The following is a 16,169-nucleotide window of genomic DNA, read 5'->3' as shown; positions in this document are numbered from 1 at the left end:
GCGAGCATGACGCCCGTCGAGTCTTTCGCGGGTGAAACTGGGGCGAAGTGCAGCAGTGACTGAGGGGTGGAAGCGAACGAGTCGCTTCCACCCCTCGTGTGTCGCGCGGGAAGGTGAGGAACCGCGCGATGCTGCTCACTGACCCAGCAGCGTGCTCAACACGTAGTCACGCGCGATGTGTGCGTACTCAAGCGGAGGAGCGATCTTCGGATCCTGCTCGGCCTCGACCAGGATCCAGTCCTTGTAGCCGTGCTCAACGAGGAAGGCGTAGGGCTCGGTGAAATCGATGGTGCCGTCGCCGGGGACCGTGAACATGCCGGCGAGGAAGGAGTCGAGGAAGGAGCGCTCGGCCGCTCGGGACTCTTCCATCTTGGCGGGGCGCACGTCCTTGAAGTGCACGTGCTTAATGCGGTCGATCGCGCCGCGCAGCAGCCCCATGACGTCGCCATCGCCCACGAAAGCGTGTCCCGTGTCGAACAGGAGCGACACCTTGTTCGGATCGGTCAGCTCGAGCATGCGCAGCGTCTCGTCCTTGGTCTGGATAACGGTGCCGAGGTGGTGGTGGTAGACCAGGTCGAGGCCGTACTCGTGGGCGATCTCGCCGAGCTTGTTCAGGCCCTCGGCCAGGACCGGCCACTCCTCGTCCTTGAGGACGGGCTTGTTCTCGAAGATGCAGATGTCGCGGATGCCCTGCACCGAGCCGGTCTGCTCGGAGACGACGACGCGAGTCGCGCCCAGGAACTGCAGGTACTCGCAGGTGGTGCGGAAGTCCGGGATGACGGCGTCGACGCCGTCGCGGACGATGAAGCTGGAGAACCACTGGGCGACGATCTTCAGGCCCGCGGCATCGGCCTTTTCCTTCGTCTCTTCCTTCGAGGGGTACCAGCCGGCGACCTCGGTGCCAGCGAAGCCGGCCTCTGCCAGGTCGTCGAACATGACGTCGATGGTGTTCCATTCGCCGACCTCGGGAATGTCGTCGTTACGCCACGCAATCGGGTGCATGCCCCAGGTAATGCCATTGGGGTCGTTGATCGCGGTTGCGGGATCGTAGACGTGAGTCATTGCAGCTCTCCTATGAGTCGCGGTTATATCCGTCGGCGATGTGTGCCGGTGTCACCATTCTACCCAATCCTGTTCGATTGTCCAGACAAAGAGGGTGGCTTGGGGGATTTCTCAGGAGGGTTTGTCAGTGCTGAATGTGCTCCCAAACGAGGGCGTGGCTGGTGGGAATCGTCGCGGCGACTCCCGAGGCGGTCGCGCAAGCCGGAGAGGTCAATGCGCCGGACAAGACAATCCCGGTGGGACGCATGGCGCCCCACCGGGATTATTCAGCTGAATGTCAGGCCAGCGACACGGGCTTGCCGGTCTTCGCCGACTCCGTGGCGGCCTCGGCCAGGCGCAGAGCCTCGATCGCATCGTCGATGGACGGCGTGGGCTTGGTGCCCGCGACGACGGCGTCGATGAATGCGGTCAGCTCAATGCGGTAGGCGTCCGCGTAGCGCTGCAGGAAGAAGTCCAGGTACGGCTCGGCCGCATCCGTGACCTCGGCGTTGGACAGGCGCACGGTGGTGGCGCGGATGTTGTCCGCGTTGAGCGTGCCCGTCGAGCCCTGGGCCTCCAGGCGCTGGTCGTACCCGGCCGAGCACTTGCGGTTGTTGACGATGGTTGCGACGACGCCGGCGGCGTTCTTCAGGGTGACCACTGCGGCGTCGAAGTCGCCGGCTTCCCTGATCTCCTCGTTGAAGTTCTGGCCGAAGGCGTGCACCTCGACGATGTCGCCCAGGAAGAAGCGGGCCATGTCGAAGTCGTGGATGGTCATGTCGCGGAAGATGCCGCCGGAAACCTTCACGTACTCGGCCGGGGGAGCGGAGGGGTCACGCGAGATGATGAGCAGGTTCTCCAGATCGCCAATCTTTCCCTCTTCAAGCTGGGCGTGAACCGCGGCGAAGGAAGGGTCGAAGCGGCGGTTGAAGCCGAACATAACGGGCACGGACACAGCGCCCAGCTCGTCACGGGCGGCCTCGACGTCCTTCATGTCCAGAGCGATCGGCTTCTCGCACAGCACGGCCTTGCCCGCCTTGGCGGCGGCGAGCAGGTGGGGGATGTGCAGCGGCGTGGGCGAGCCGATGACGACGGCATCGACCCCCTCGTCGGTGAAGACGGAATCCACGTCGGTCGTGTGACGGGCACCGTAGACCTCGGCCAGCTTGCTCGCGGCGTCACCGAAAGGATCGGCAACGAGGGCGAGGGTGGCGCCGGGGTGCGCGGCGATGGTCTTGGCGTGGACGTGGCCGATGCGGCCGGCGCCGATAACGGCAATGTTGAGCATCTTTGCTTCTTTCTAGGTGAGGGGGTGCTGGAGAGCAGAAAAACCATGACCGGCGGTGGCCCCACACGCGACGTGTGGGGCCACCGAGTGGATCACGGAGCGGGCATAATGACGTCGCGCACCAGGGTGTCGAGGTCAGCGTCTGCCTGCAGGAAGCCGCGCAGGGTCTTCACGGTGGCGCCGAAGGTGTCGAACTCCTCCGCGGTCATGCCGTCGGGCTCGTAGGCGCGGACGAACTCGGGGATCGAGAGCAGCGTCTTCATGATGTCCTCGCGCACCGGGATGTCCATGCGCTCTTCCATCTTGTAGTCCGAGTCGTTGATGCGCTTGGCCCACTTGAACGGCGGGGAGATGACGACGTCGCCACCGACGAACTCGGACCAGTGCATGACGTTCCGGAACGCAGCGCAGAGCATGCGGGCACGCAGGCCGCGCTTCTGGAACTCCTGGTAGGCGCGCTTGAAGGCGGCAATTCCCGCCCACTCGAGGTGGCCCGGATCCAGGAACATCTCGTCGCGCTCGGCGACCTCCTTGATCCAGTCGTCAAGGCGGCCCACCATGAGGGTGACGACCGGGCCCATCTGGGAGGTGTCCTTGCCCTCGGCCTCGCGGCGCTTGAGGCCGCGCTCGATGGCCTCGCCTGTGGTGACGGCCTGTGCGACGGAGAAGGAGACCGTCACGTTGACGGAGACGCCGCGGTAGGTGGCCTCTTCGATGGCCTCGATGCCCACCGAGGTGGCGGGGATCTTTACGATGATGTTCTTGGCGAGGTTGTGGAATTCCTCGGCCTGGTCGGCAAGAGCCTTGGCGGAGCGAGCCAGGCGAGGGTCTGTCTGCATTGACAGGCGGCCATTGCGGCCGTTCTCGGCCTCGAAGATAGGCTCGAGGAGCTTGGCGGCCTCGAGGGACAGCTCGCGCACGACCTGCCAGCCGATCTCGGACTCGGTGGCGTCGGGCATTTCCTTGGCGAGCTCCGCAATACGGGGCAGCCACACATCGCGACGCTGGTTGATGCAGGTGTAGGCGATGGTCGGGTTGCAGGTGGCACCAACGCCGCCAAAGGAGATGGACTGCGCCAGCTCATTGGGATCCGAGGAATCGTTCCACAGGGCGGTGGGGGTGTTGCGCGCGGCGTCCAGAAGGGGGCCGGGGGTGTACTCGATGGACATGGCGGGAAGCACTCCTTTGTGATTGCTTTCGACTTTCTCCGTCGGGGATAAGTCTACGGCGAGCACCTACGCCTGTCAACAGTTTGTTAGGACAAAGTGTCAATGTCTTGTCACTGGGCGAAAAGGCTAGCCTCGAAGGAGTATCGCGATGCGCGGTAGATATGGTTGCCGTACTCGACAATGCGTCCCGAGGGGTCGTATGTCGTGCGCTGCGTCGTCAGCAGTGCGGCGCCGCGGTGCTCGGACAGGAGCTTGGCTTCCTTTGTTGTCGCGCTGCGGGCGCCGATCACCTGGCGGGCCGAGGCCAGGGTGACCCCGCGCTCGCGCATCAGGTCGTAGAGGGAGGCGGACTCGAGCTCCTGCATGGTCGGTGCGATGTCCGTCGGGATGAAGTTGGTAAGTACGGCGATCGGCTCGTCGTTGGCAAAACGCGTGCGCTCAATGTGGACGATGAGTGTTCCCTCGGTGATCTTGAGGATGTCGGCTTCCTGAGCGTTGGCCGGGCGCGCCTCGTAGCGCTGGATCGTCGTGTGAACCTTGTGGCCGGCGTTGACGAGGTCGCGCATGAGGGAGGTGAGCTCCATGGGGCGGTGAACGTGGCGCGGAGACACGATCGTACCGACGCCGCGGCGGCGCGTCAGGAGGCCGCGGTCAACGAGGCGCTGGAGCGCTTGTCGTGCCGTGGGGCGGGAGACATGCAGTCGCGCAGCCATCGACAGTTCGTCCTCCAGGCGCGTGTCTGCGGGCAGGGCGCCGGAGTTGATGAGCTGTGCGATGGGTTCTGAAATCTGGAAGTACAGCGGCACGGGGGAGGAGCGGTCCAGCGTGATGTCTGGAACGTAGGGGGTGTTCTCCGAAGTGGTCGATGCTTTGGACATGTCAAACCTTCGTGTGTGGCGCGACAGCGGTGCTAAATATTTAGGGTTACATAGTATCAGCGTTGATGTAAAGGGCGAGAGTGACGCGCTGTTATATATTGTACAGACAAAGTTTGACGATTGCCTGTTGATAGTGCATCCTTGGAACGAAAGGTTTACGGGCCACCCCAATGGAGAGGAAGGAGGCGCCATGTCTCTCGAGCGCCGCTATGTCGACATTCTAACAATGGGTCGTTCCGGCATTGACATTTTTCCTCTCCAAGTTGGCGCCCACCTCGAAGATGTCGAAACCTTCGGAAAGTTCCTCGGTGGCAGCCCGACGAACGTCGCCGTCGCAGCTGCCCGCCTCGGGCATCGCTCCGGCGTCATCACCGGCGTGGGGGACGATCCCTTCGGTCGCTTCGTGACTCGGGAGCTGGAGCGCCTCGGCGTCTCCTCCGACCATGTCGTCACCGTGCGCGACTTCCATACCCCCGTGACCTTTGCCGAGCTTTTCCCGCCGGACTCCTTCCCCCTCTACTTCTATCGAGAGCCCAGCGCCCCGGACCTGGAGCTGGGGGAGGATCAGGTGGATTGGGACGCCGTCGAGCGCGCCGGAATCTTCTGGTTCACCGTGACCGGCCTGTCGCGCGACTCCTCCTTCGGCCTGCACCTGCGCGCCCTCGATCACCGCGATCGCTCCAATGGCGTGACGATCCTCGACCTCGACTACCGCTCCAATCTGTGGAGCGGAATGGCCCAGGCGCGTTCGCGCGTCGCAGCCGTCCTGTCCCGCGTGGACGTCGCCGTCGGTAACCGCCAGGAATGCGAGATGGCTGTCGGCGTCTCCGATCCCGAAGGAGCAGCCGACGCCCTCCTCGAACGGGGCGTCAAGCTGGCGATCGTTAAGCAAGGCCCCAAGGGAACTCTCGCCAAGACCGCCGACGAGCGCGTGTGGGTCGACGCCTGGGATGTGGACGTCGTCAACGGACTTGGCGCGGGGGACGCCTTCGGAGGCGCACTCATCCATGGCCTCGTCGAAGGATGGGACCTCGAGCGCACGATCCGTTACGCCTCGGCCGCGGGAGCCTACGTGTGTTTGCACATCGAATGCTCGACAGCGATGCCCACCCACGAGCAGCTGCACACCTTCGTCGAAACGGGGGTCCTCCCGTAACCCACCCGACCTGCCCCAGCCTCGTCCCCCTTTTCATCCAGCGGCACCGATGCCCAACTTTCAGGAGACTACGATGACTCTTCCCGATATCTACGTTCCCGCCGGCTCCTCCGGCCACGGCAATTTCACCGTCGACATTGATCCCCAGCGTGCCGGGTGGGCATTCTCGGGCCTGCGCGTTCTCGTTCTCGAGGCCGGCTCGTCCCAGGTCGTCGAGACCGGCGCGGCCGAGCTCCTCATCCTGCCCCTCGCCGGCGGCGCCACCGTCGAGGTCGACGGGCAGACCTTCGAGCTCGAGGGTCGCCGCGGCGTCTTTTCCGGCGTCACCGACTACCTGTACGTCGGACGTGGCAAGAGCCTGACCATCACCTCTGCCCAGGGCGGCCGCTTCGCCTTCCCCTCCGCGATCGCTACCCGCGACATCGACGTCGCCTACTACCCCAAGAGCCAGGTCCGCGTCGACCTGCGCGGCGCCGGCGACTGCTCGCGCCAGGTCAACAACTACTCCCTGGCCGTCGAGGGCGTCACCACCTCCCACCTGCTGGCCTGCGAGGTCATCACCCCCGGCGGTAACTGGTCCTCCTACCCGGCCCACAAGCACGAGCAGGACTCCGAGGACGAGCGCGAGCTCGAAGAGATCTACTACTTCGAGATCGAAGACGGCCCCGAGGGCTCCAAGGGCTTTGGCCTGCACCGCACCTACGGCAGCCCCGGTCGCCCGATCGACCTGTGCTGCGAGGTCCACGACGGCGACGTTGCCCTCGTGCCCCACGGCTACCACGGCCCCTGCGTCGCGGCCCCCGGCTATGACATGTACTACCTGAACGTCATGGCCGGCCCGAACGAGGACCTCGTGTGGCTGGCCCCCGATGACCCGGCGCACCACTGGATCCGCGCGACCTGGGAAAACCAGGAAGTGGACCCCCGACTGCCCATGAACAAGTAAGAAAGACCCGAGAGGACTACCCATGAGCAAAGAAGCCTACAAGGGAACCGTGCGCCTGACGGTCGCGCAGGCAATCATTCGCTTCCTGTCCAACCAGTACACCGAGCGTGACGGCGTCGAGCACCGCCTCATCGCGGGTGCCTTCGGTATCTTCGGTCACGGTAACGTCGCCGGTGTTGGCCAGGCCCTCCTGCAGAACGAGATTGCGCCGGCCGAGGGCGAGAACCCGATGCCCTACATCATGCCCCGCAACGAGCAGGGCGCGATCCACGCTGCCGCAGCCTTCGCCAAGACGACGAACCGCCTGCAGACCTGGATGACGACCGCGTCGATCGGCCCCGGCTCGCTCAACATGGTCACGGGCGCAGCCCTGGCGACGACCAACCGCCTGCCCGTCCTCATCTTCCCCTCCGACCAGTTCGCGACCCGCATCCCGGACCCGGTCCTCCAGCAGCTCGAAGACCCGACCTCGCTGGACGTCACCGTCAACGACGCGTTCCGTCCCGTGTCGCGCTTCTTCGACCGTATCAACCGTCCCGAGCAGCTGATCCCCTCTCTGCTGGCAGGCATGCGCGTCCTGACCGACCCGGCCGAGACCGGCGCCGTCACGATCGCCCTGCCCCAGGACGTCCAGGCCGAGGCCTACGACTGGCCGGTCGAGTTCTTCGCCAAGCGCGTGTGGCACGTGCGCCGTCCCCCGGCCGAGCGCGCCGCCCTCGAGCGCGCGGTCGCCAAGATCCGCGCCGCCAAGCGTCCCCTCATCATCGCCGGCGGCGGCACCATCTACTCCGAGGCCTCGGAGGAGCTGCGCGCGTTCGCGGCCGCGACCGGCATCCCGGTGGCGGACACGCAGGCCGGTAAGGGCGCCATCAACTGCGATCACCCGTGCTCCGTGGGTGGCGTCGGTTCCACCGGCGGCGACTCGGGCAACCACCTCGCAGACAAGGCCGACCTGATCATCGGCGTGGGCACGCGCTACTCCGACTTCACGACGGCCTCGAAGACGCAGTTCAAGAACCCCGACGTCTCCTTCGTCAACATCAACATCACGCCCTTCGACGCCGCCAAGCAGAGCGCCGAGATGGTCGTGGCCGACGCCCGCGAGGCCCTCGTCGCTCTGACCGAGGAGCTGTCCGACTACCGCGTCGACGAGTCCTACACCGCCGAGATCGCCGCCGAGCGCGAGGCCTGGGCTGCCAAGGTGGAGCAGTGCTACCACGTGGGCAACGCCCCGCTGCCCGCGCAGACCGAGGTCTTTGGTGCGCTGAACGAGCTCTTGCGCGACGAGGACGTGGTCATCAACGCTGCCGGCTCGATGCCCGGCGACCTGCAGGCCCTGTGGCAGGCGAAGACCCCCGTCCAGTACCACGTCGAATACGCATTCTCCTGCATGGGCTACGAGGTCCCGGCCGCCATGGGCGTCAAGCTGGCGCGTCCGCAGTCCGAGGTCGTCTCGATCGTCGGCGACGGCACCTACCAGATGCTCCCGATGGAGCTGGCCACGGTCGCCCAGGAGGGCATCAAGGTCATCTACGTCCTGCTGCAGAACTACGGCTTTGCGTCGATCGGCGCTCTGTCCGAGTCGCGCGGCTCCCAGCGCTTCGGCACGAAGTACCGCCAGCGTGGGACCGGCTCGCACCTGGAGGATACCGAGCGGATCGCCGGTGTGGATATCGCGGCGAACGCCCGTTCCTGGGGCATCGACGTGATCGAGGCCCACGGTATCGAGGAGTTCAAGGAAGCCTACAAGCTGGCCGCCGCCTCGGATCGCGCGACCATGATCCACATCGAGACGGACCTGATGGGTCCCAACCCGCCCGGATCCTCCTGGTGGGACGTGGCCGTCTCGCAGGTCTCCGAACTGGAGTCCACGCAGCGCGCCTACGAGGACTACCAGCGAGATCGCAAGCCGCAGCGTCACTACCTGTGATGCGCTGAGTGCCTGAGGGGGCGGCCCCGGAGGAATCCGGGGCCGCCCCTGTCGCGTATGCCCACGGTCGTCGGTAGCTCCTGCGTGAAACGCCTCGTGAAACGGCGCGTTGGCTGGAGTGGGAGTTGGCGATGGGGGAGTGTGTCCAATAGGCGGGACAAATCTGGCTCCGTAATCCCTATTAGTGCGGATGTCGCGACATTAGTCCTGCGCGTATGCTACCCTTTGTCCTAACAAAGTTGTTCCGCCATTCGTGGATGAATGGGAGAAAGGTAAAACCAATGACAATCAACCTGTGGGTCAACGGCGAAGAGTACGTCGCTCACACTGAGAAGACCATTGGCGTTGAAAACCCCGCCACAGGCAAGGTCGTCGACCAGCTCGCCCTGGCCGACAAGCATTGCCTCGATCATGTCGTCGAGATCGCCCGCAACGCGCAGAAAGAATGGGGCCGCACCGCCCTGGCCAAGCGCGTGGACATCATGTTCAAGTTCCGCCAGCTTGTCATCGATCACCAGGACGAGATCGCCGACGCCATCGTGCGCGAGGGTGGTAAGACCCACGGTGACGCCCTCGGCGAGATCGCCCGAGGCCGCGAGACCATCGACTTTGCCTGCGGTATCAACGCTGCTCTCAAGGGTGAGTTTACCGACCAGGCCTCGACCGGCGTGGATGTGCACACCCTGCGTCAGCCCGTCGGTGTTGTCGCCGGCATCTGCCCCTTCAACTTCCCGGCCATGGTCCCCATGTGGATGCACCCGGTCGCCCTGGCCACCGGTAACGCCTTCATTCTCAAGGTTGCCTCGGTCGTCCCCAGCGCCTCGCTGATCATCGCTCGCCTCTACAAGGAGGCCGGCCTGCCCGATGGCCTGTTCAACGTCATCGCCGGCGACCGTCACCTGGTTACCGACATCCTCACCCACTCCGGCATCGATGCCATCTCCTTCGTTGGCTCCACCCCGGTCGCTCACATTGTGCAGGACACGGGCGTGGCCCACGGTAAGCGCGTCCAGGCTCTGGGCGGTGCGAACAACCACGCGATCGTCATGCCCGACGCGGACATCGAGTTCGCCGCGCAGCACATCAGCGCGGGCGCCTTCGGTGCGGCCGGCCAGCGCTGCATGGCCCTGCCCGTCATCGTTGCCGTCGGCGGCGTTGAGGAGAAGCTGGTCCCCGCGATCAAGGCTCGCGCCGAGAAGATCGTCGTCGGCCCCGGCACTGACCCGGCCTCCGAGATGGGTCCGGTCATCACCCGTTCCTCTCAGGAGCGCATCACCAAGTGGATCGATGAGGCCGAGGCCAAGGGTGCGAACATCGTCCTCGACGGCCGAGGCTATCGCCCCGAGGGCGAGGAATACTCGGACGGCTTCTGGCTGGCCCCCACGATCATTGACAACGTGGACCGCGATCTGAGCGTCTACTGCGAAGAGGTCTTCGGCCCCGTCCTGGTTGTCGTGCATGCCGACACCTACGAGGAAGCCATCGAGATCGTCAACTCCTCCGAGTTTGGCAACGGCTCCGCGATCTTCACCTCCGACGGTGACACTGCCCGCCACTTCGTCGTTGACGTCGAGGCTGGCATGGTCGGCGTCAACGTGCCGATCCCGGTTCCGGTCGCCTACTACTCCTTCGGTGGCTGGAAGGAGTCGCTGCTGGGCGACACTCACATTCACGGCCCCGAGGGTGTGCGCTTCTACACGAAGGCCAAGGTCGTCACGACCCGTTGGCCCAAGCGCGGTGAGAAGGTCGGCTACGTCGGAATGAACTTCCCGACGAACGGCTGAGTCTGACAACTCTCTGAGTGGAGGGGTGGGTGCAGTGTGCCCACCCCTCCACTCTATACAGTCATAGGTGTGGGCTTGAGTGCCCCGACGACGAGGTGCTCGCTGGGGCCTCGGCCTTGATATCCTCAAGGGGTGCGACCGTCATCCGCCTGACATCTGCCGGGAAGCGGTGCATACACGGGTGCGGCATTATGCTATGGCTGCTGTCTCGTTCATCCGGATTGCTCCGACGAGGAAGTGCAGAGGAGAACCACATGTCACACGCTCCAACGATTGACGACTACACACCCGATAAGGTGCGCGACCTCGTCGAGAAGACCCCCGCCTCCGGCGCAAAGCGCTCCCTGGGCGCGATCGCCGCCGTCGCGACGCTCGGCTCGCTCCTCTTTGGCTATGACACCGGCGTTGTCGCTGGCGCCCTGCCATACATGTACATGTCCGGAGGCGCCGGCGGTCTGAACATGACCACCTTCGAAGAAGGCTGGGTCGGCGGCCTGCTGTGCATCGGTGCCGCCGCCGGTGCGTTCTTCGGCGGACGTCTCTCCGACCGCTACGGACGCCGCCACAACATCACGCTGCTGGCAATCGTCTTCCTGTTCGGCGCCATCGGCTGCGCGATCGCCCCGAACATCTGGGTCCTCTACCTGGCGCGCATCATCCTCGGCTTCGCCGTCGGTGGCGCCTCCGCGACGGTTCCCGTTTTCCTCAGCGAAACTGCTCCCAAGCGGCTGCGCGGTTTCCTTGTCGCGACGGATCAGATGATGATCGTCTTCGGCCAGTTCCTGGCCTTCTCTATGAACGCCATCATCGCCCGTCTGCAGGGTGGCCCCACCGTGCACCTGACCGGTGACGCCGTTGACGCGTCCGGCCACGTGCTCGGACAGGCTGGAACCTCCGTCGCGTGGGAAACCGTCCAGGCAGCCGTCAACATCGCCGATGTCACCGGCGCCGGTAACGGCATGACGTGGCGATACATGCTCATCCTGTGCTCGCTGCCCGCCATCGCCCTGTGGGTCGGCATCCGCACTGTGCCCGAGTCCTCACGCTGGTACGCCGCCAACCTGCGCATCGTCGAGGCCATCGGCTCCCTCAAGCGCGTGCGCGACGAAAAGAAGGATGACGTTGCCGGCGAGCTCAACGAGATGCTCGAGGTCCAGCGCGCCGAGTCCAAGCAGGAGAAGTGGTCGCTGTCCCAGATCCTCAAGGTTAAGTGGGCCCGCAAGCTCCTCTACATCGGCATCGTCCTGGGTATCGCCGACCAGCTGACCGGCATCAACACGGCCATGTACTACACGCCGAAGATCCTCAACGCCGCCGGCGTTCCCATGGAAGACGCCATCACCCTGAACGTCGTCTCGGGCGGTATCTCCGCGATCGGTTCCGCCGTTGGACTGTGGCTCGTCGCCCGCTTCGCGCGCCGCCACGTCGGCATGTATCAGGAGCTCGGCATCACGATCTCCCTGGCCGCCCTGGCCGCGGTGTTCGCCTTCTTCATCAGCCCCTACCTGGACGCTGACGGCAACATCTCCGGCGCCCCGAACTTTGCCCCGTGGCTGGTTCTTGGCATCGTCTGCCTCTTCGTGTTCATCAAGCAGTCAGGCACCGTGACCTGGGTTCTCGTCTCCGAGATCTACCCGGCCGCCGTGCGTGGCACCGCCCTTGGTATCGCGGTTGCCACGCTGTGGCTCGCCAACGCTCTGGTCTCCGTCATCTTCCCGCCGCTCATGGCCACCGTCGGCGGTGCCGGAACCTACGCGATTTTCGCAGCCATCAACTTCCTCTCCTTCCTCTTCTACTGGAAGGTCGTCCCCGAGACGAAGTACCACTCGCTCGAGGAACTGGAGCTGAAGTTCCAGAAGGACTACTCCTGAGAACGAAAGGTTCACGTCCGTGAGCTCGGTGGGGAGGCCGTCCCACCGGGCTCACGAGCGATGAGGCGAGGAGAAGCGATGATAGTAGGCGTGCTGGCGAGCGCGCGCGGCTCGGGCTGCCCCCCGGTTGGTTGTGGTGGGGCGTGCATGAGCGCTGTCGGTCCCTCCCAGCGGACATGTCGTGGGGGAATGGCACCATTAGAACCCCGACACGCCGGCAGTGAGTTCCTAATGCTGCAAAACCCCCATTGTTGTCCGATTGGATGGGCGTGAGTCCTGCGGGCTGGAGGTGGCTGCGGCACCGGTGGGTGGTGGCAGGACCAGGGGTGAGTGGCCGCCCGACTGGAGGGTGGCGCGAGGCCTGCTGGGGTGGAGGTGGCTGCGGCACCGGTGGGTGGTGGCAGGACCAGGGGTGAGTGGCCGCCCGACTGGAGGGTGGTGTGAGGCCTGCGGGGCCTGGCCGGGCTTCGAGACGACGCGCCGAGCGAAGCTCGCGGCGCGGGCGGCGAGCGGGCGTGCAGGCCTCGCACCGCACGGAGGTCTGGCGGTGGGGTCAGGTGGTACTACCCGCCCACCGGTGCACAGAGCAGCCACGTGCGACAAGGCGGTGCACAGAGCAACCACGGGCAACGATCGTTAACGCTTAGCGCGCCACGGCCTCGTCGATGACGGAGGCGACCTCGCTGGCCACGGACTGCCACGTGAAGTGCTCGCGCACGCGTGCGCCCACAGCCGCCGCGCAGGACGCGCGACGCACCGGGTCGGTGACAGCCTCGCGCAGGGCGGGGACGAGTGCATCGGTGAGCTCGGCGGACGTGCGGCCGTCTACGATCCATCCGAGTGAGGGGGAAGTGATGACCTCCTCGGTGCCGCCTCGAGGCGTCGCCACGATCGCGCAGTCGCCCAGGGCTGCCTCGAGGATCGAGGTGGGCAGGCCCTCGGGGTACATGGACGGGTAGACGAACACATCGGAGCGCCGGTACAGGCTCATGACGGCAGGGAAGTCGAGCTTGCCCAGGAACGACACAGCAGGATCCGACCCGTAGCGTTCGTGCAGCTCTTCTTCGATGGGACCAGAGCCCGCGACGGCGAGACGCAGGGGTACGTTTGGCAGTTCGGCGCGCAGGCGCGTGAAGGCGTCGAGCAGCGCGACGATGCCCTTCTCGGCGATGAGACGCCCCGCGTAGGAGATGACGATCTCGGAGTCGGAACCGCCTCGCGGCCATTCGCGCTCGTAGCGGTCGTCCGCCACGGCCGTATCCTCCGGCGTCACCGCGTTGTACCAGACCCCCGAGGCCTCGATCCCGAAGTGGCGCAGCCACTTGTTGCAGTTGCGCGACACCCCGTAGTAGGAGGTCACGTGCTTCTTGACGAAGTGTGTGAGGCCGTGCTCGTAAATGCCTCCGAAGAAGTCCAACAATGGGTTGCCGACGCTCATGTGCGCGGTGCCGTGCTCGATGAGTGCGACGGGGCGGCCCAGGCGATGCGCGAGGCGTGCGCCGAGCAGGCTGGTGAGGTGGAAGCGCGTGTTGACGATGTAGAAGTCGGCGTTCTCGGCCTCCACCGCAGCCATCGTCTCCTTGAAGCGCTCGTCGCGCTTGAAGAAGGGGTAGCGCTGCTTGAAGAGGCCCTTGGTGGGCAGGCGGTAGATGCGCAGGCCGTCTTTGTTCTCGAAACGAGGCAGGGACTCGTCGTGCAGTGACGTGACGATGAACAGGTCGTAGCCCAGGGCGCGCAGCTGCTCGCTGAGGCGATCCTGGTAGCGCTCGATGCCGCCCAGGTAGGGCAGGAAGAACTCCATGAAGATGCCGACCTTGACGGGGGAGTGGGGGCGATCAGTCATTGATGGGCTCCGTTTCGTTGGTCGTGCGAGGGACGGGGATGAGCATGAAGATGACGAAGAGGATTGCGAGCAGCCCCATGGTGGCGGCATAAGCGAGTGAGGCACCCATCATGGCGTGGGACTTCGTGAGCATCGGCGCGATCAGGTAGGCCGTCGCGCCGGCCGCCGCGTAGGCGACGAGGACCGCGCGCAGTCGGCGCATCGTCGCGAGCGCGTAGTAGAGGATGACGCCGGCGGCGTTGAGTGCGCCCGCAAGGACGAGCACCATCAGCTCAGGCACATAGCCGGACACGTCCGTGCCGAACACGAGGGTGAGGAGAGGTGCGCCGATGAAGTAGGTGACAGCTGCGACGACGACGAACGCTGCAGCGGTCGTCACCAGGCCCTTGCGCACGATCGACAGGAACTCGACGCGCTTGCCCTCCGCCCACCGCAGCGCCATGCGGGTGAGCAGCGGGCGGAACACGAACAGCGACAGCATGTTGATCGCGACCGCGGGCATGTAGATGATCGCGAAGACGCCCAGCTCCTCGTCGCCGAGGCTCGCGTGGATCGCGAAGCGCGGCGCGTTCGCCAGGTACTGGTTGAGGAACGCGGCGATGAACAGGGGCAGGCACTCCCACAGGATCCCGGTGATGCCTCGTAGATTGAACGAGGGGAGCAGGGAGAATACGCCACGTGCAGGCAGGCCGTAGGCCACCACGAGCACCACGCAGGTGACCACGAAGGTAATGATCGTGGACGCGAGGAGGTCCTGGGTGAACCAGTAGAGCCCCGACCACAGGAACGTCGTCGTGAAAATGCGGGCGAAGCAGGCCTTGCCCGCGATGTCGAGGCGGCCCGAGCGTTGGAACTCCGAGTAGTACACGTCCTCGAAGGCGTCGAAAATGCGCAGGAGAGCCATCGCGGCGATGACCGTGAAGGCGGGGTAGGGATCCTTCGTCGAGGAGTTCCACGAGTGGAGCAGGATCAGGCTCACCATCACGAGGCAAGTCAACAGCCTCGTGGACAGGTAGGTTCCAAAATCGAAGCGTCGCCGCACGTCCGTCACGTGGAAGGTGCGCACCTCGTACAGGCCCACCGTCTGGTACTGCTGGCCGATCGCCAGTGCGAGCGTGAACAGGCCGTACTGGGCGCGTGCAAAGGAATCTGTGGCGCCCGAGCGCATGATCGCCACGCCCATGATGACCACGGCGAGGCTCGACATGAGGGAGGCGGCCGTGTTCCACAGGTAGTCGCGCCCCAGCTGGCCGCGCGACTCGAGGGCCTCCTCCGTGGCCTCGACCTGCGCGTCGCCGGCGGCCTGCGCGTCAGGAAGGGACGAGGCCGTGGTGTCCTTCTCGCTCACGCGCCGGCCTCCTCGGGGGCCTCGGGCCCCGGATCGTTGGGTCCAAAAACGATGTGGAAGGGCTCGTGGGTCACCCGATCGTCAGGATCCGGAATGCGCATGTAATCCCCGTAGCCGCGCGTGAGCACGACGTCGTACGCGGCGGGGATGCGCACCGTGATGTCCTCGAAAGGAACGGAGCGAGCCGGGAAGAGCTCAGCCTCGGAGGCGCTCCAGCGACGTGGGTCACGCGTCGAAAAATCGCCGAACAGGATTGAGCCGTCGGCTGCCTTCTGCGGGTTCTCGCGGCCCTTGAGGGCGGCGCGCAGCCAGCGCCGGTACAGCGAGGCCTCGTTGACGCGCAGCGCCCGCATGCCCCAGTGGGCGCAGGCCATCGCCGCGGAGGCCAGCTGGCGCGCGGGCGTGGGCAGGCCCGTCGGCGGGTTGGGGATGGAACGCAGGAACATGAGGCGCGCCCACAGCCACGTGCCGCGCGACTGGGCGCGGAAGCGACCGGGGTCGTCCGCGATCTCATCCAGGACGAACAGGTCCACGCCGATAGGCATGCGGAAGGAGCGGTCCTTCGCGACCTTCGAAACGAACTCGGAGCCCTTCAAGCCCAGCACGCCGAAGCTGATCGGATAGTTGGGGTGAGTGGCGGGGGAGGCGATGAAGAACTCGTCCCCGAGGAGGGCGGGGGCCTCGGCGATGAAACGCTCGTAATCCTCCCGCGGCATGCACACGTCCCCGTCGTCATCCCACGGGATGAAGCCCTGGTGGCGCACAGCTCCGATCGCTGTGCCACCGTAGGCGACGTAGCGCAGGTCGAGGAGGGCGCACACGCGGTCGATCTCGGCGAGGCAGCGCTTGGTGACGCGCTGAATGGCTGCCAGGGTTGCGGGGTCTGCTGCGCTCATCAGTTCTCCGATCGTCTCA

Annotated in this window: 12 protein-coding genes; 5 read left to right on the top strand and 7 right to left on the bottom strand. The window is 65.4% G+C overall.

Annotation, left to right across the window (positions count from 1 at the left end; translation table 11 throughout):
- Window positions 1–135 precede the first annotated feature (135 nt).
- The 4 genes from iolE to ACTODO_RS09600 all read right to left on the bottom strand — a co-directional run bounded on the left by iolE (window position 136) and on the right by ACTODO_RS09600 (window position 4,376).
- A complete protein-coding gene (gene iolE / locus ACTODO_RS09615) occupies window positions 136–1,062 on the bottom strand; it encodes a myo-inosose-2 dehydratase (protein ID WP_003793375.1) in 927 nt (308 codons plus the stop codon).
- A 277-nt stretch (window positions 1,063–1,339) separates the two neighbouring features.
- Window positions 1,340–2,329 carry an inositol 2-dehydrogenase gene (gene iolG, locus ACTODO_RS09610; protein ID WP_003793372.1) on the bottom strand — a complete coding sequence of 330 codons (990 nt, stop codon included), beginning with the start codon at window positions 2,327–2,329 and terminating at the stop codon, window positions 1,340–1,342.
- A 92-nt stretch (window positions 2,330–2,421) separates the two neighbouring features.
- On the bottom strand, window positions 2,422–3,498 hold the full coding sequence (locus ACTODO_RS09605) for a transaldolase family protein (RefSeq protein ID WP_003793369.1): 1,077 nt from the start codon (window positions 3,496–3,498) through the stop codon (window positions 2,422–2,424).
- 110 nt (window positions 3,499–3,608) lie between these two features.
- A complete protein-coding gene (locus ACTODO_RS09600) occupies window positions 3,609–4,376 on the bottom strand; it encodes a GntR family transcriptional regulator (protein WP_003793366.1) in 768 nt (255 codons plus the stop codon).
- A 190-nt stretch (window positions 4,377–4,566) separates the two neighbouring features.
- Here ACTODO_RS09600 and iolC point away from each other — a divergent pair, with 190 nt between their 5' ends.
- From iolC to ACTODO_RS09575, 5 genes are all read left to right on the top strand, one after another.
- A complete protein-coding gene (iolC, locus tag ACTODO_RS09595; protein WP_003793365.1) occupies window positions 4,567–5,532 on the top strand; it encodes a 5-dehydro-2-deoxygluconokinase in 966 nt (321 codons plus the stop codon).
- 73 nt (window positions 5,533–5,605) lie between these two features.
- Window positions 5,606–6,478, top strand: coding sequence for a 5-deoxy-glucuronate isomerase (gene iolB / locus ACTODO_RS09590; RefSeq protein WP_034512457.1), 873 nt, complete (start codon window positions 5,606–5,608; stop codon window positions 6,476–6,478).
- 22 nt (window positions 6,479–6,500) lie between these two features.
- Window positions 6,501–8,408 carry a 3D-(3,5/4)-trihydroxycyclohexane-1,2-dione acylhydrolase (decyclizing) gene (gene iolD, locus ACTODO_RS09585; RefSeq protein ID WP_003793361.1) on the top strand — a complete coding sequence of 636 codons (1,908 nt, stop codon included), beginning with the start codon at window positions 6,501–6,503 and terminating at the stop codon, window positions 8,406–8,408.
- A 281-nt stretch (window positions 8,409–8,689) separates the two neighbouring features.
- Window positions 8,690–10,192: a CoA-acylating methylmalonate-semialdehyde dehydrogenase gene (locus ACTODO_RS09580; protein ID WP_003793359.1), complete on the top strand. Its 1,503-nt coding sequence runs from the start codon at window positions 8,690–8,692 to the stop codon at window positions 10,190–10,192.
- 254 nt (window positions 10,193–10,446) lie between these two features.
- Window positions 10,447–12,063, top strand: coding sequence for an MFS transporter (locus tag ACTODO_RS09575; RefSeq protein WP_003793357.1), 1,617 nt, complete (start codon window positions 10,447–10,449; stop codon window positions 12,061–12,063).
- A 643-nt stretch (window positions 12,064–12,706) separates the two neighbouring features.
- On the opposite strand, the gene ACTODO_RS09570 is transcribed toward ACTODO_RS09575, so the two are convergent.
- Genes ACTODO_RS09570 through ACTODO_RS09560 form a run of 3 tightly spaced genes read right to left on the bottom strand, consistent with a single transcriptional unit; the run spans window position 12,707 to window position 16,150 of the window.
- Complete coding sequence (locus tag ACTODO_RS09570) at window positions 12,707–13,906, bottom strand: glycosyltransferase family 4 protein (RefSeq protein WP_003793356.1); 1,200 nt, start codon at window positions 13,904–13,906, stop codon at window positions 12,707–12,709.
- Window positions 13,899–15,254 carry a lipopolysaccharide biosynthesis protein gene (locus tag ACTODO_RS09565; protein ID WP_003793353.1) on the bottom strand — a complete coding sequence of 452 codons (1,356 nt, stop codon included), beginning with the start codon at window positions 15,252–15,254 and terminating at the stop codon, window positions 13,899–13,901. Before ACTODO_RS09565 ends, ACTODO_RS09570 begins: the two co-directional genes overlap by 8 nt.
- Window positions 15,251–16,150: a LicD family protein gene (locus ACTODO_RS09560; protein ID WP_003793352.1), complete on the bottom strand. Its 900-nt coding sequence runs from the start codon at window positions 16,148–16,150 to the stop codon at window positions 15,251–15,253. The genes ACTODO_RS09565 and ACTODO_RS09560 overlap by 4 nt, the downstream gene beginning before the upstream one ends.
- Between the last annotated feature and the right edge of the window lie 19 nt (window positions 16,151–16,169).

The sequence above is a fragment of the Schaalia dentiphila ATCC 17982 genome, assembly GCF_000154225.1.
Classification (GTDB): domain Bacteria; phylum Actinomycetota; class Actinomycetes; order Actinomycetales; family Actinomycetaceae; genus Pauljensenia; species Pauljensenia dentiphila.
This window is presented reverse-complemented; position numbering and strand designations above follow the sequence as displayed.

Coding starts and splice junctions, on each gene's coding strand:
- iolD (WP_003793361.1), top strand. CDS start 6,501: ATGAGCAAAGAAGCCTACAAGGGAACCGTGCGCCTGACGGTCGCGCAG.
- ACTODO_RS09605 (WP_003793369.1), bottom strand. CDS start 3,498: ATGTCCATCGAGTACACCCCCGGCCCCCTTCTGGACGCCGCGCGCAAC.
- iolC (WP_003793365.1), top strand. CDS start 4,567: ATGTCTCTCGAGCGCCGCTATGTCGACATTCTAACAATGGGTCGTTCC.
- ACTODO_RS09570 (WP_003793356.1), bottom strand. CDS start 13,906: ATGACTGATCGCCCCCACTCCCCCGTCAAGGTCGGCATCTTCATGGAG.
- iolG (WP_003793372.1), bottom strand. CDS start 2,329: ATGCTCAACATTGCCGTTATCGGCGCCGGCCGCATCGGCCACGTCCAC.
- iolB (WP_034512457.1), top strand. CDS start 5,606: ATGACTCTTCCCGATATCTACGTTCCCGCCGGCTCCTCCGGCCACGGC.
- iolE (WP_003793375.1), bottom strand. CDS start 1,062: ATGACTCACGTCTACGATCCCGCAACCGCGATCAACGACCCCAATGGC.
- ACTODO_RS09560 (WP_003793352.1), bottom strand. CDS start 16,150: ATGAGCGCAGCAGACCCCGCAACCCTGGCAGCCATTCAGCGCGTCACC.
- ACTODO_RS09580 (WP_003793359.1), top strand. CDS start 8,690: ATGACAATCAACCTGTGGGTCAACGGCGAAGAGTACGTCGCTCACACT.
- ACTODO_RS09600 (WP_003793366.1), bottom strand. CDS start 4,376: ATGTCCAAAGCATCGACCACTTCGGAGAACACCCCCTACGTTCCAGAC.
- ACTODO_RS09575 (WP_003793357.1), top strand. CDS start 10,447: ATGTCACACGCTCCAACGATTGACGACTACACACCCGATAAGGTGCGC.